Below are 14,394 nucleotides of genomic sequence, written 5' to 3'. Positions count from 1 at the left end.
TCAGCATTCCCATTCGGATCGGCTGAACAGGTAGCCTTTGCCCCACACCGTCTTGATCTTGCGCGCTTCGCCGGCGTGGTCGTCGAACTTGCGCCGCAGCTTGGAGATCGCCACGTCCACCGAGCGGTCGGTGCCGTTGAATTCGATGCCGCGCAGGCGTTGCAGGATCTGGTCGCGGCTCAGCACTTCGCCGGCATGCCGGGCCAGCACCACCAGCAGGTTGTATTCACCGCTGGACAACTCCACCAGTTGTCCGCGCCAGGTCACGGTGCGCTCCGACAGGTCGATGCACAGGTTGCCCATCAGGATGCGGTCGTTGGCGGTCTGCGGCTCGCTGAGGCTGCTGCGGCGCAACAAGGTGCGCACACGGGCCAGCAAGACGCGGGGCTCGCAGGGTTTGGTGACGTAGTCGTCGGCCCCCATTTCCAGGCCCAGCACCTGATCGTGGCTATCATCGCGGGCGGTGAGCATCAGAATCGGCAGCGTCGCGGAATCGGCCCGCAGCAGGCGACACACCTGCAAGCCGTCGAGCCCCGGCAACATCAGGTCGAGGATCACCAGGTCCGGTGGACTGACCCGCGCCCGCTCGCGCACCGCGTCGCCACGGCTGATGACACTGACGCTGTAACCGTTGCGTTCCAGGTAGCTGGCAATCAGTTCGGACAGCGCGCTGTCGTCTTCGACCAGGAGGATGTTGGGCATGGGTGTTTCCAGAGAGTGCTGTGGCGTCGGTGAGACCGCCATCGCGAGCATGCTCGCGCCCACAAGGGATCGCAAATCCACTGTGGGAGCGAGCCTGCTCGCGATAGCGACCGCAAGGGCGCAATAAATTCCAAGCCGTGAAGGATATACGCCCTCACCCGCTCCTGAGCAAAACCCTTACACAATTTCACACAGCACCTACAAAGCTTCACCGCTAACCTCGCGGGCTCCCCGTAGGATGCGGGGTTCATCAATGGGGTATTTCCATGTCAAAGAACCTGCTAGCCAAGCTCGGCCTGCTGGCCGTGGCCTTGACCCTGGGCGCATGCGACCGGGCATCGACCGCCGAGGAAGCCGCGCCATTGGCCACCGTGCGCATCGAGACCCTCGAAGCCCGACCGCTGTCGATCACCAGCGAGTTGAGCGGGCGCATCGCCGCACCGCGGGTCGCCGAGGTCCGCGCACGGGTCGCCGGTGTGGTCCTGCAACGGGTGTTCCGCGAAGGCAGCGATGTGAACAAGGGCGACATGCTGTTTCGCATCGACCCGGCCCCTTTCAAGGCCGACCTGGATAGCGCCGAGGCGGACCTGCGCAAGGCCGAGGCCAATGCTTTCCAGGCGCGCCTGCAAGAGCAACGCTACGCCCAATTGACCGAAGGCAACGCCATCAGCGCCCAGGACTACGACAACGCCCGCGCCAGCGCACGGCAAACCGCTGCCGAAGTCGCCGCGAGGAAGGCCGCCGTGGACCGGGCTCGACTCAACCTCGGCTACGCCACCGTCACCGCACCGATTTCCGGGCGCATCGGCCGCGCGCTGGTCACCGAAGGCGCATTGGTGGGGCAGAACGAAACCACGCCGTTGGCCCTGATCCAGCAACTGAACCCGATCCATGCCGACCTCACCCAGTCGACCCGCGAGCTCAACGACCTGCGCCGCGCCTTCCGCTCCGGGCAGTTGCAAGCCGTCGGCCAGGGCGAGGCCAAAGCCACGCTGATCGAGGATGACGGCAGCCTTTATCCGCTGCCGGGCAAACTGCTGTTCACCGACATCACCGTCGACCCGGGCACGGGCCAGATCATCCTGCGCAGCGAGTTTCCCAACCCGGACCTCGACCTGCTGCCCGGCAGTTTTGTCCGGGTACGCCTGGAACAGGCGGTGAACCAGCAAGGCATCAGCGTGCCGCAGCGGGCTGTGCAGCGCGACAGCGCCGGAATTGCCCAGGTGCTGCTGCTCGACGCCGAGCAACGGGTCGGCCAGCAACCGGTCGAACTGGGTGCCGTGCAAAACGATCGCTGGATCGTGACCGCCGGCCTCAAGCCCGGGGACCGCATCGTCATCGAAGGCCTGCAACACGCCAAGCCGGGCGAGAAAGTCCAGATCGACAACACCGCTCTTCCACTCGCCCAGGCCACTGGCCAGTAAGCAGGACGCTTTTCCATGCCGCAGTTCTTTATCGACCGCCCGGTGTTCGCCTGGGTGGTTGCCCTGTTCATCCTGCTGGCCGGCGCCCTGGCCATTCCGCAATTGCCGGTGGCGCAGTATCCCGACGTCGCGCCGCCGCAAATCGAAATCTATGCCGTGTACCCCGGCGCTTCGGCGCAGACCGTGGACGAGAGCGTGGTCAGCCTGATCGAGGAAGAGCTCAACGGCGCCGATCACCTGCTGTATTTCGAGTCCCAGAGCAGCCTGGGCAGCGCCACGATCAAGGCCACCTTCCAACCGGGCACGAACCCGGAAATGGCGCAGGTCGATGTGCAGAACCGCCTGAAGGTCGTCGAGTCGCGCCTGCCGCAAGCGGTCAACCAGCAAGGTCTGCAGGTCGAGAAAGTCTCCGCCGGCTTCCTGCTGCTGATCACCCTGACCTCCACCGACGGCAAGCTCGACGACGTGGCGCTCAGCGATTACCTGGCGCGTAACGTGATGAACGAGATCAAGCGCCTGGACGGCGTCGGCAAGGCCCAGCTCTACGGCGCCGAGCGGGCGATGCGGATCTGGATCGACCCGCAGAAACTGCTCGCCTTCAACCTGACCCCGGCGGACGTCAACGCCGCCATCGTTGCGCAGAACGCCCAGGTCTCGGCGGGCAGCATCGGCGATCTGCCGACCCGCACCACCCAGGAAATCACCGCGACGATTCTGGTCAAGGGTCAGCTGTCGACCCCGGAGGAATTTGCCGACATCGTGCTCAAGGCCAACCCCGACGGCTCCACGGTGCGCATCGGCGATGTGGCACGGGTGGAAATCGGCAGCCAGGAATATCAGTTCGGCACCCGCCTGAACGGCAAGCCGTCCACCGCCGTGGGCGTGCAGTTGTCGCCGGGGGCCAACGCCTTGAGCACCGCGACCCTGGTGCGGGCGAAAATGGACGAACTGGCGCGCTATTTCCCGGCCAACGTCGAATACAAGATCCCCTACGACACCTCGCCGTTCGTCAAGGTCTCGATCACCAAGGTGGTCTACACCCTGCTGGAAGCGATGGTGCTGGTGTTCGCGGTGATGTTCCTGTTCCTGCAGAACCTGCGCTACACGCTGATCCCGACCCTCGTCGTGCCGGTGGCGCTGATGGGCACCTTCGCCACCATGCTCGCGCTGGGGTACTCGATCAACGTGCTGACCATGTTCGGCATGGTCCTGGCCATCGGCATCCTGGTGGACGACGCCATCGTGGTGGTAGAGAACGTCGAGCGGATCATGGTCAGCGAAGGCCTGTCGCCGAAGGAGGCGACACGCAAGGCGATGCAGCAGATCACCGGCGCGATCGTCGGCATCACCCTGGTGCTGGTGGCGGTGTTCATTCCGATGGCGTTCATGCAGGGTTCGGTGGGGGTGATCTACCGGCAGTTCTCGTTGTCCATGGCCACCTCGATCCTGTTCTCGGCCTTCCTTGCGCTGACCCTGACCCCGGCGCTGTGCGCCACGCTGCTCAAGCCGATTGCCAAGGGCGAGCATCACGCCAGGGGCGGTTTCTTCGGTGCATTCAACCGCCGCTTCGAGCAACTGACCGAAGGTTATCAAGGCTGGGTCGCTCATGCGCTCAAGCGCAGCGGCCGCTACCTGTCGATCTACGTCGTGCTGCTGGTCGGCCTGGGGCTGTGCTTCAGTCGCCTGCCCTCCTCGTTCCTGCCGGTAGAAGACCAAGGCTACACCATCACCGACATTCAGCTGCCGCCCGGCGCCAGCAAGAACCGCACGGTGCAGGTGGTCGAACAGATCGAAGCGCACAACGCCACCGAACCCGGCGTTGGCGACAGTACGGTGATCCTCGGTTTCAGCTTCTCCGGCAGCGGGCAGAACGCCGCGCTGGCCTTTACCACGCTCAAGGACTGGTCGGAGCGCGGCAGCGACGACACCGCCAGTTCGATCGCCGACCGCGCCAACATTGCCTTGAGCCAGATCAAGGACGCCATGGCGTTCTCGGTCCTGCCGCCGCCGGTGGACGGCCTCGGCACCTCCAGCGGCTTCGAGTTCCGCTTGCAGGACCGGGGCGGCCTCGGCCATGCCACGTTGATGCAGGCGCGCACCGAGTTGCTGGCCGCCGCCGAAAAAAGCCCGATCCTGATGAACGTGCGCGAGAGCGCCCTGGCCGAGGCGCCGCAGGTGCAACTGATCGTCGATCGCAAGCAGGCCAATGCGCTGGGGGTTTCCTTTGCCGACATCGGCGGCGTGCTGTCCACGGCGGTCGGGTCGGCCTACATCAACGACTTCCCCAACCAGGGACGGATGCAACGGGTGGTGGTGCAGGCGGAAGGCGATCAACGCAGCCAGGTCGCCGACCTGCTGAAGATCCACGTGCGCAACAACAGCGGCAACATGGTGCCGCTGTCCGCATTCGTCCAGGCCAGATGGACCCAGGGCCCGGCGCAATTGACCCGCTACAACGGCTACCCGGCGATCAGTATTTCCGGTGAACCCAAACCGGGGCACAGCACCGGTGAAGCCATGGCGGAAATCGAACGCCTGGTCGCACTGGGCCCCGCCGGCCTGGGCCAGGAATGGACCGGGTTGTCGTTGCAGGAGCGGCTGTCGGGCAGCCAGGCGCCGATCCTGCTGGGGTTGTCGTTGCTGATCGTGTTCCTGTGCCTGGCGGCGCTGTACGAGAGCTGGTCGATCCCGACCTCGGTGCTGCTGGTGGTGCCGCTCGGCGTGCTCGGGGCCGTCCTGGCGGTGACCCTGCGCGGCATGCCCAACGACGTGTTCTTCAAGGTCGGCCTGATCACCATCATCGGCCTGTCGGCGAAGAACGCGATCCTGATCATCGAGTTTGCCAAGAGCCTGTACGACGACGGCCACGACCTGATCGACGCCACGCTGCAGGCCGCGCGCCTGCGCCTGCGTCCCATCGTCATGACCTCCCTGGCCTTCATCCTCGGCGTGGTCCCGCTGGCCATCGCCACGGGCGCCAGCTCGGCAAGCCAACAGGCCATTGGCACCGGGGTGATCGGCGGGATGATCACGGCGACCCTGGCGGTGGTGTTCGTGCCGGTGTTTTTTGTGGTGGTGATGAAGTGGGTGCGCAGGGGTCATGAAACCCCCTGACGCCATCCTCTTCCATTGTGGGCGCGAGCCAGCTCGCGATGGGCGTGAACGATGACACCGGGCACCTGCCACCCCGTGGTGTTCTTTCAGCCATCGCGAGCAGGCTCGCTCCCACAGAGGGATTGTGGTCATCCATGACCTCGCTGGGCTAAGGTGTCTGCACAGCCCTGATCATCGAGCCTCCATGCCCTTCCTCGCCCGCACCCATCCGCGCCTGTCCGCCGCCGCCACCCTCGGTCTCGCGGTGGGCATTCTGGCTCCAGCCGATTCGATCATCAGCAAAATCCTCATCGGCTGGAACGCCGGGGTTTGGACGTATCTGTTGCTGATGATCTGGCTCGCCGCCCGCGCCAAGGCACCGGATGTCAAACGCATCGCCGAGATCGAAGACGAGAACGCCGGGCTGGTGTTGCTGGTGGTGTGCATCGCCGCGATGGCCAGCCTGGCGACCATCACTTTCGAACTGGCCGGCAGCAAGGATCTGGAGAGCACCGGCAAGCTGCTGCATTACGGTTTCACCGCGCTGACCGTCATCGGTTCCTGGCTGCTGATCGGGGTGATTTTCAGCGTGCATTACGCCCGCCTGTTCTACACCTGGAACGGCAAGGACCCGGCCCTGCGTTTTGCCGAAGGCTTGACCACCCCCAATTATTGGGACTTCCTGTACTTCTCGTTCACTATCGGCGTGGCGGTGCAGACCTCCGACGTCGGCGTGGCAACGCGGGAGCTGCGCAAGATCGTGCTGGCGCAATCGCTGATCGGGTTTCTGTTCAACACGGCGATTCTCGGTTTTTCGATCAACATTGCTGCCGGGCTGTTCAATTGAAACCTGCACAAACGTTCTAGGCATCGCCGGCGCCACGGGCGTTAAATAACCCGGCAATCCGTCTCACAGGTGCAGCATGACGAGTCGAAACTGGATCGACCTGGCCCAGGACGCCGACACCGGCATCGAGACCCTGCGCGCGCATTTCGAGGGGCACGCCTACGATCCGCACTGGCACGACAGCTACCTGGTGGGCGTCACCGAGCAAGGGGTGCAGCAGTTCAACTGTCGCCGGGCCAGGCACCAGAGCACGCCGGGCAAGGTGTTCCTGCTGGAGCCGGGCGACATTCATGACGGCGAGGCCCCCACCGCCGACGGCTTCACCTACCGCATGCTGTACCTCGATCCCCAGTGGCTGACCCGGGAAATCAGCGCGATGTTCGACAAGGCGCCCGACCATGGCGAACTGGGTTTCGCCCACACCCTGACCACCGACGACGCACTGGCCCGGGCCACCACGCTGGCCTTTGCAACCCTGCATCACGGCGAACTGAAGATCGTGCGCCAGACCGCCCTCGACGGATTGCTCGAACGCCTCACCACCCATCTGCACTGGCGCACCCGCTATGGCGAAGACCCGCGCCTGCCACTGGTGGCGCAGAAGGCCCGGGAGTACCTGCATGCCCACGCCCACGAAGACATCGGCCTCGACCAGCTTGCACTGGCAACCGGGGTGGATCGCTTTCGCCTGACCCGCGCCTTCAAGGCCGCCTTCGGCATCGCGCCGCATGCCTATCTGGTGCAATTGCGCCTGGCCACCGCGCGCCGGTTACTGGCCCGTGGCGAGCAACCGGCAACGGTGGCCATGGCCCTGGGCTTCGCCGACCAGAGTCACCTGGGTCGCTGGTTTGTCCGAGCCTACGGCCTGACGCCGGCGCTGTACCGCAAGCGCTGCTCAAATCTTCCAGACAGTTGAACCCTGGGCTTGTGAAGATCGACCTCACAGATCTTCACCGGAGTGACCCGCGATGTTCGCTGCCTTCCCGACGTTCCTGCCCTTCCTGTTGTTTGCATTCGTGGCTTCGATCACACCGGGCCCGACCAACATTCTGGTGTTGAGCAACAGTGCCCGCTATGGCCTGGCCGCAGCCGTGCCGATCATTTTCGGTGCCTGCGCCAGCGCCGCGACCATCGTCCTGCTGGTCGGCACCGGGGCCGGTTCCTCGCTGACCGCCTGGCCCGCCGTGCAAACCGCGATGCAGTGGATGGGCGTGGCCTGGCTGAGTTACCTGTCCTGGCAGATTTTCAGCGCGCCCGCCGAGGCGCTGGATGCCCAGGATCCCAACGGCCGACTGGGCCTGGTCGGCGCGGCGGGCCTGCAACTGATCAACCCGAAAACCTGGATGATGGCGTTGGCGGTGGTCAGCGTGTTTGCCGTCGGCGGCGAACAGCGCCTGAGCCATGTGCTGTACCTGTCACTGGCGTTCTTCCTGATTTCCCTGCCATGCCTCGGGGTCTGGGCGCTGCTCGGCGCGGGCTCCGTGCGCTGGTTGCGTTCACCCCGCGCCGTGCAACGCTTCAACCGCTGCATGGCCCTGTTGCTGCTCGGCTCGGCCTGGTTGAGCATGCTGGCGTGAGCGCCCACTCGTCGGTCATTGTCTGACAATGTACAAGCGGGGGCTTGACGGCCAATCCCCTTCTGGTGTCTTCTGAAACCGGTTTCAGTGCACCTCACATTGCTTGCAAACCCCATAAATCCAAGAACAAGGTTTCAGCCCGTGAACGATTTTTCCGCCGCCCAGCGCAGCCGCGTCACCATGCTCGATGTCGCCGAACACGCCAGGGTGTCCAAGGCCAGCGTCTCGCGTTTCATCGGTGACGACCGCGCCCTGCTCTCCGAAGCCACCGCCTTGCGCATCGAGCAGGCCATCGCCGAATTGGGCTATCGCCCGAACCAGATGGCCCGTGGCCTGAAACGCGGGCGCACCCGCCTGATCGGCATGCTGGTGGCCGACATCCGCAACCCTTATTCAATTGCCGTGATGCACGGGGTGGAAACCGCCTGCCGCCAGCACGGCTACAGCCTGGTGGTGTGCAACACCGACCGCGATGACGAACAGGAACGCCAGCACCTGGCGCTGCTGCGCTCGTACAACATCGAAGGCCTGATCGTGAACACCCTGGGTCACCACCGCGACGAGTTGCACGAATTGCATCGGGAAATGCCAATGGTGCTGGTGGACCGCAAGGTCGAACACCTGGACAGCGACCTCGTCGGGCTGGACAACCCGGCCGCGGTGGAACTCGCGCTCAGCCATCTCGAGGAGCGCGGCTACCGGGATGTGCTGCTGGTCACCGAACCCTTCGACGGCACCAGCTCGCGGATCGAGCGGGTCGACAGCTTCAAGGCCGGGATCGCGCAACGCAAGGCCCTGCGCGGCACACTGATCGAAACCGGCAGCGACCTGGCGGCCCACCTGAAAACATTCCTCGACACCCCGGGCCCCGGCCCGAAAGCGCTGTTCTGCGCCAATGGGATCGCGGCGCTCGTCAGCACCCAGGCGTTGCGCGATTTGAACTGCACCCTGTTCGATGACATCGGCCTGATCGCCCTGGATGACCTGGATTGGTATCCGCTGGTGGGCAGCGGAATCACCGCGCTGGCACAACCGACGGCGGAAATCGGCGCGAGTGCGTTCGAGTGTCTGCTCAAGCGGTTGCGCGGGGATGTCGGGCCGGTGCGAACCCTGGATTTTACGGCGCGGTTGATGGTCAGGGGCTCGACCCTCGGGAATCTTCAGTGAACACAGGACCTCTTCGCGGGCTAGCTCGCGAAAAGGCTCGCAGGATCACCCCCATCCTTTTTTTTGCACAAAAATGAAACCGGTTTCAGAGGTACAAAAACAATGAACAAACCACCCGTTGCCATCAGCCTTTCCAGTTACGGCGCCGACCTTGTACGCCAGCGCGGCCAGGGCAGTTTCATCGACATTCTGGCCGCCGCCGGCGCCGATCGCATCGAATGGCGCGAGGAACTGCTGACCCGTGAAGACCCTGAGCAACTGGCCAGCGCCACCCGGGCACAGGGTCTGCAAAGCATCTACTCGTCGCCCATGGAACTGTGGCTGGCCGGTCAGTCGAAACCCAATCCAGAATTGATCACCGCCCTGCAACGCGCCCAGGCTTTCGGTAGCCAATGGCTGAAAGTCTCGCTGGGCTATTTCACCGACAACAACGACCTGCAAGCCCTCGCCCAGGTCTTGAGAGAAAGCCCGGTGCAGTTGCTGGTGGAAAACGACCAGACCCTGCACGGTGGTCGCATCGAACCGTTCCAGCGTTTTTTCGCGGCGGTCGAACAACACGCGCTGCCGATCAGCATGACCTTCGACATCGGCAACTGGCACTGGCAGGACCAGTCCGCCAGCAGCGCCGCGCGCCTGCTCGGCCGTTACGTCGGCTACGTGCACTGCAAGGCCGTCTCGCGCCGTGCCGACGGCAAGCTGGTGGCCATCCCGCCTGCGGTCAGCGACCTGCACCTGTGGGAACAACTGCTGCGGCACATGGCCCAAGGCGTGATGCGAGCTGCGGAATATCCATTGCAGGGCGACGACTTGCTGCTGCTCACCCGTGCACACGTCAGTGACCTGGCCCGTCTCGGTCACACCCGTCTGGAGAACGCTCATGCCTGAGTTCGATATCCTCTCGTTCGGCGAGACCATGGCGATGTTCGTTGCCGATCACACGGGCGACCTGGCCAGCGTCGAGCACTTTCACAAGCGCATTGCCGGCGCCGACAGCAACGTGGCCATCGGCTTGTCGCGCCTGGGTTTCAAGGTGGCGTGGCTGAGCCGCGTCGGCGATGACTCCCTGGGTCGATTCGTCGTCGACACGCTGCAAAAGGAAGGCCTGGATTGCCGTCATGTCGCCATCGACCGCGCCCACCCGACCGGTTTTCAACTCAAGTCCCGTTGCGACGACGGCGACGATCCGCGAGTGGAGTATTTCCGTCGCGGCTCGGCGGCCAGTCATCTGGCGCCGCCCTCGATCGTCCCCGAGCTGCTTCAGGCCCGGCATCTGCACGCCACCGGGATTCCCCCCGCGCTGTCGGACAGCGCGCGGCAGATGTCATTCGAACTGATGACCCGCATGCGCGAGGCCGGACGAAGTGTGTCCTTCGACCCGAACCTGCGCCCGAGCCTGTGGGCCAGCGAACAGCAGATGATCGGCGAAATCAACCGCCTCGCCGCCCTCGCCCACTGGGTGCTGCCGGGGCTGAGCGAGGGTCGCCTGCTGACCGGCTTCGACGATCCGGCCGACATCGCCGCGTTCTACCTCGACCTGGGTGTCGAAGCGGTGGCGATCAAGCTCGGGCCGCATGGCGCGTATTACCGCACTCAACTGGACCAGGGGTTCGTCGCGGGTGTGCCGGTGCCCACGGTGGTGGACACCGTGGGGGCCGGCGATGGCTTTGCCGTCGGCATGATCAGCGCCCTCCTGGAAAACCAAAGCTTCGCCGACGCGGTGAAGCGCGCCAATTGGGTGGGCAGCCGAGCGGTGCAGAGCCGGGGGGATATGGAGGGATTGCCGACCCGGACTGAAATGTCGGTCGAATTCGAGGCCGCCTGTCGCGAGCAGGCTGGCTCCCACAGGGACGGCGCCGCGCTTGTGGGAGCCAGCCTGCTCGCGATGGAGCCCGCACCGTCACTCGAGATTTAAACCGTTACCTGCTGCGACAAAAACAACAAGCTCAGGAGCACCACTGATGAAAACCGCAACCCTCGCCACCCGCCGCTGGTGGTACATCATGCCTATCGTGTTCATCACCTACAGCCTGGCGTACCTGGACCGCGCCAACTACGGTTTCGCCGCCGCCTCCGGCATGGCCGCCGACCTGATGATCACCCCTGGCCTGTCGTCGATGCTCGGCGCGCTGTTCTTCCTCGGCTACTTTTTCTTCCAGGTGCCCGGCGCGATCTATGCGCAAAAGCACAGCGTGAAGAAGCTGATCTTCGTCAGTCTGATCCTCTGGGGCAGTCTGGCGACCCTGACCGGGATCGTCTCCAATGCCTACTGGCTGATCGTCATCCGCTTCATGCTCGGCGTGGTCGAGGCGGCGGTGATGCCGGCGATGCTGATCTACCTGTGCCACTGGTTCACCCGCGCCGAACGCTCGCGGGCCAATACCTTCCTGATCCTCGGCAACCCGGTGACCATGCTCTGGATGTCGGTGGTGTCGGGCTACCTGGTGCAGCATTACAGCTGGCGCTGGATGTTCATCATCGAAGGCCTGCCGGCGGTGCTCTGGGCGTTTATCTGGTGGCGTCTGGCCGATGACCGTCCGTCCCAGGCCAAGTGGCTGAGCGACGCCGAAAAGCACGACCTGGAAAGCGCGCTGGCCGCCGAGCAGGTCGGCATCAAGGCGGTGAAGAACTACGCCGAAGCCTTCCGCTCGCCGAAAGTGATCCTCCTGGCGCTGCAGTTTTTCTGCTGGAGCATTGGCGTCTATGGCTTCGTGCTGTGGTTGCCGTCGATCCTCAAGGCCGGTGCGCAAATGGACATGGTCGAGGCCGGCTGGCTGTCGGCACTGCCCTATCTGGCGGCGGTGATCGGCATGCTGTTGGTGTCCTGGGGGTCGGACAAATTGCAGAAGCGCAAACGCTTCGTCTGGCCGCCGCTGCTGATCGCTTCGATTGCGTTCTACGGTTCCTACGCGCTGGGCGCCGAACACTTCTGGTGGTCCTACACGCTGCTGGTGATCGCCGGCGCCTGCATGTACGCACCTTACGGGCCTTTCTTCGCCATCATCCCGGAAATCCTTCCGGCCAACGTGGCGGGCGGCGCCATGGCGCTGATCAACAGCATGGGCGCGCTGGGGTCGTTCGGCGGCTCCTACCTGGTCGGTTACCTGAACAGCGCCACCGGTTCGCCAGGGGCGTCGTACCTGTTGATGAGCGGCGCGCTGATGATCTCGGTGCTGCTGACCATTGCCCTCAAGCCCGGCGCCAGTGATCGCGAGCGTCCTTCGGTCGCCCTGAACCGCCCCGCCCACCCTTGAATTGAACAGAGGCTGACGATGAAAAAGCAGGTTGTGCTGTACAAGAAACTCTCGCCGTATTTGATGGCCCGCCTGCAGGCGCAGGCCGAGGTGACCCTGATCGACAAGCTCGACGCCGATGGCCTGGCGCAACTGCGCGCAGCCCTGCCCCGCGCCCACGGGTTGCTCGGCGCCAGCCTGAAACTGGATGCCGGGCTGCTCGACCTGGCGCCCCACCTGCACGCCATCGCCAGCGTCTCGGTGGGCGTCGACAACTACGACATCGACTACCTGACCGAGCGGCGCATCCTGCTCAGCAACACCCCGGACGTGCTCACCGAAACCACCGCCGACACCGGTTTTGCATTGATCCTCGCCGCCGCCCGGCGCGTCGTCGAGCTGGCGAACGTGGTGCGTAACGGCCAATGGACAAGCAACGTCGGCCCCGCGCAGTTCGGCACCGATGTGCACGGCAAGACCCTGGGCATCATCGGCATGGGGCGCATTGGCGAGGCGGTGGCCCAGCGCGGGCATTTCGGCTTCGGCATGCCGGTGATCTACCACAGCCAATCGCCGAAACCGGCGGTGGAACAGCGCTTCGATGCGCAGTACTGCAGCCTGCCCGACCTGTTTCAGCAGGCCGACTTCGTTTGCCTGACGCTACCGCTGACGGCACACACCGAGGGGCTGATCGGCGCCGAACAGTTCGCCTTGATGCGCCCGCAAACCATCTTCATCAATATTTCCCGGGGCAAGGTCGTGGATGAAGCGGCGATGATCGAGGCGTTGCGTTCAGGACAGATTCGCGCAGCGGGGCTGGATGTGTTCGAGCGCGAGCCGCTGGATGCGGACTCGCCGTTGCTGCGGCTGGACAATGTGGTGGCAACCCCGCATATCGGCTCGGCGACCCACGAGACGCGGGAGGCGATGGCCGCGTGTGCCGTGGACAACCTGCTGGCGGCGCTGGCGGGACAGCGGCCGAAGAATCTGGTGAATATCGGGGCGTTCAGAGCCTGAGGCTTTCGTGCCTGCCCTTCAGCCATCGCGAGCAGGCTCGCTCTCACAGGGACGGCGCCGCACTTGGGGAGCGAGCCTGCTCGCGATAAGGGCTTCACAGACGATACAAACCCTTCAGGCCCGCCGCGCCTCCAGCCTGTCCATCGTACACAGCACAATCCGCCGACAGGCATCCGCCAGTTGTGGCAGATCGACCACCAGCCCGAGGCGGATATGCCCCGCCGCACTCGGCCCGAAGGCTTCACCGGCCAGCACCGACACCCCATAACCTTCGAGCAGCCGTTCGGCAAAGTGCTGCGCCGACCAGCCGGTCGGGCGCACATCGACCATCACGAACATCCCGCCATCGGGCCGAATCGCCCGCAACCCCGGGCATTGGTTCAGGCTGGCGCACACCAGGTCGCGGCGCTGGCGATACGCTTCACGCATCTGCGCCACTTCCGGCAGGTCCTCGTCCAGCGCCCGCTGTGCCGCGTTCTGGATGAATTCGGGAATGCCGAACAGCATGCACAACGACAGATGCTCCAGATGATCGACCAGGCGCTTCGGCCCGACCACCCACCCTACCCGCCAACCGCTCATGGCATGGGACTTGGACAGGCTGTTGATCGTCGCGGTCCGCTCGGCCATGCCGGGCAGGCTGGCCGGGCTGACATGCTGGCCCTCGTATACCAAGTCGCTGTAGACCTCGTCACTGATCAGCCACAGCTCATGGCGCACACAGAGCGACGCCAGCTCCTGCCAGACCAGCAACGGCAGGCAGGCGCCGGAAGGATTGTTCGGGCTGTTGAGCAACAGGGCACGGGTTTTCGGCGTGATAAGCGCCGCGACGTCGGCCGGATCGACGCGAAAACCGTTCTCCGGACGGACCGCCACCGGCAACACCTTCGCGCCAATGGCACCGAACACGCCTTCATAGGTGACGTACATCGGTTCGGCGACAATCACTTCATCGCCGGGGTCGAGCAGGCATTGCGCCACGGAGTACACCGCGCACTGGGCGCCGGGCATGACGATGACTTGTTCGGCGCTCACCGCCTGGCCACTGCGCTGTCGATGACGACGGGCAATGCTGTCGCGCAGGCCTTGGGTGCCACGGACCGGCGGGTAGTGGGTGTCGCCCGCCTCCAGGCTGTCGATGGCTGCCTGGACGATGGGGCGAGGGGTGTCGAAGTCAGGATCGCCAATCGACAGCAACAGGACATCGACACCCTGCTCGCGCAAGGCCAGCGCTCGATCATGGATGCGCCAGGCTGCCGCGCCGTCACCGGCAATTCGTTGGGTCAAGGCCGAGTAACGCATGGCACCTCCTTACGCGCGGTCGCTCCTAGCCTCAA

At 64.6% G+C, this 14,394-nt stretch carries 12 protein-coding genes; 10 read left to right on the top strand and 2 right to left on the bottom strand.

From position 1 onward, the window contains the following. Positions 1–702: a response regulator transcription factor gene (locus tag IB249_RS25490; RefSeq protein WP_192308511.1), complete on the bottom strand. Its 702-nt coding sequence runs from the start codon at positions 700–702 to the stop codon at positions 1–3. Positions 703–968: 266 nt separating this feature from the next. Here IB249_RS25490 and IB249_RS25485 point away from each other — a divergent pair, with 266 nt between their 5' ends. From IB249_RS25485 to IB249_RS25440, 10 genes are all read left to right on the top strand, one after another. After that, on the top strand, positions 969–2,126 hold the full coding sequence (locus IB249_RS25485; RefSeq protein WP_192308510.1) for an efflux RND transporter periplasmic adaptor subunit: 1,158 nt from the start codon (positions 969–971) through the stop codon (positions 2,124–2,126). Positions 2,127–2,141: 15 nt separating this feature from the next. Continuing rightward, a complete protein-coding gene (locus tag IB249_RS25480) occupies positions 2,142–5,240 on the top strand; it encodes an efflux RND transporter permease subunit (RefSeq protein ID WP_192308509.1) in 3,099 nt (1,032 codons plus the stop codon). 184 nt (positions 5,241–5,424) lie between these two features. Next, complete coding sequence (locus tag IB249_RS25475) at positions 5,425–6,066, top strand: DUF1345 domain-containing protein (RefSeq protein ID WP_192308508.1); 642 nt, start codon at positions 5,425–5,427, stop codon at positions 6,064–6,066. A 76-nt stretch (positions 6,067–6,142) separates the two neighbouring features. Beyond that, entirely contained in the window at positions 6,143–6,982 is an 840-nt protein-coding gene (locus tag IB249_RS25470; protein ID WP_192308507.1) for an AraC family transcriptional regulator, read from the top strand. 52 nt (positions 6,983–7,034) lie between these two features. Further along, a complete protein-coding gene (locus IB249_RS25465; RefSeq protein WP_192308506.1) occupies positions 7,035–7,643 on the top strand; it encodes a LysE family translocator in 609 nt (202 codons plus the stop codon). Between the two features lie 141 nt (positions 7,644–7,784). Continuing rightward, positions 7,785–8,810, top strand: coding sequence for a LacI family DNA-binding transcriptional regulator (locus IB249_RS25460; RefSeq protein ID WP_192308505.1), 1,026 nt, complete (start codon positions 7,785–7,787; stop codon positions 8,808–8,810). A gap of 102 nt (positions 8,811–8,912) precedes the next feature. Beyond that, positions 8,913–9,695, top strand: a complete 783-nt coding sequence (locus IB249_RS25455; RefSeq protein ID WP_192308504.1) for a sugar phosphate isomerase/epimerase family protein — start codon at positions 8,913–8,915, stop codon at positions 9,693–9,695. Further along, entirely contained in the window at positions 9,688–10,722 is a 1,035-nt protein-coding gene (locus IB249_RS25450) for a sugar kinase (RefSeq protein WP_192308503.1), read from the top strand. The genes IB249_RS25455 and IB249_RS25450 overlap by 8 nt, the downstream gene beginning before the upstream one ends. Positions 10,723–10,768: 46 nt before the next feature. Next, entirely contained in the window at positions 10,769–12,061 is a 1,293-nt protein-coding gene (locus IB249_RS25445; protein ID WP_192308502.1) for an MFS transporter, read from the top strand. Positions 12,062–12,079: 18 nt separating this feature from the next. Continuing rightward, positions 12,080–13,057: a 2-hydroxyacid dehydrogenase gene (locus IB249_RS25440; protein WP_192308501.1), complete on the top strand. Its 978-nt coding sequence runs from the start codon at positions 12,080–12,082 to the stop codon at positions 13,055–13,057. A 114-nt stretch (positions 13,058–13,171) separates the two neighbouring features. Here the strand turns inward: IB249_RS25440 and IB249_RS25435 are convergent, their stop codons facing one another. Further along, positions 13,172–14,359, bottom strand: a complete 1,188-nt coding sequence (locus tag IB249_RS25435; protein WP_192308500.1) for a pyridoxal phosphate-dependent aminotransferase — start codon at positions 14,357–14,359, stop codon at positions 13,172–13,174. Positions 14,360–14,394 lie beyond the last annotated feature (35 nt).

The organism is Pseudomonas sp. PDM04, from assembly GCF_014851765.1.
Lineage (GTDB): Bacteria > Pseudomonadota > Gammaproteobacteria > Pseudomonadales > Pseudomonadaceae > Aquipseudomonas.
The sequence above is the reverse complement of the archived record's forward strand: the minus strand, read 5'-3'. Positions and strand labels throughout refer to the sequence as shown.

What these genes read in the sequence shown, in the direction of transcription:
- IB249_RS25490 (WP_192308511.1), bottom strand. Translation starts at nt 702, where the DNA reads ATGCCCAACATCCTCCTGGTCGAAGACGACAGCGCGCTGTCCGAACTG.
- IB249_RS25485 (WP_192308510.1), top strand. Translation starts at nt 969, where the DNA reads ATGTCAAAGAACCTGCTAGCCAAGCTCGGCCTGCTGGCCGTGGCCTTG.
- IB249_RS25480 (WP_192308509.1), top strand. Translation starts at nt 2,142, where the DNA reads ATGCCGCAGTTCTTTATCGACCGCCCGGTGTTCGCCTGGGTGGTTGCC.
- IB249_RS25475 (WP_192308508.1), top strand. Translation starts at nt 5,425, where the DNA reads ATGCCCTTCCTCGCCCGCACCCATCCGCGCCTGTCCGCCGCCGCCACC.
- IB249_RS25470 (WP_192308507.1), top strand. Translation starts at nt 6,143, where the DNA reads ATGACGAGTCGAAACTGGATCGACCTGGCCCAGGACGCCGACACCGGC.
- IB249_RS25465 (WP_192308506.1), top strand. Translation starts at nt 7,035, where the DNA reads ATGTTCGCTGCCTTCCCGACGTTCCTGCCCTTCCTGTTGTTTGCATTC.
- IB249_RS25455 (WP_192308504.1), top strand. Translation starts at nt 8,913, where the DNA reads ATGAACAAACCACCCGTTGCCATCAGCCTTTCCAGTTACGGCGCCGAC.
- IB249_RS25450 (WP_192308503.1), top strand. Translation starts at nt 9,688, where the DNA reads ATGCCTGAGTTCGATATCCTCTCGTTCGGCGAGACCATGGCGATGTTC.
- IB249_RS25445 (WP_192308502.1), top strand. Translation starts at nt 10,769, where the DNA reads ATGAAAACCGCAACCCTCGCCACCCGCCGCTGGTGGTACATCATGCCT.
- IB249_RS25440 (WP_192308501.1), top strand. Translation starts at nt 12,080, where the DNA reads ATGAAAAAGCAGGTTGTGCTGTACAAGAAACTCTCGCCGTATTTGATG.
- IB249_RS25435 (WP_192308500.1), bottom strand. Translation starts at nt 14,359, where the DNA reads ATGCGTTACTCGGCCTTGACCCAACGAATTGCCGGTGACGGCGCGGCA.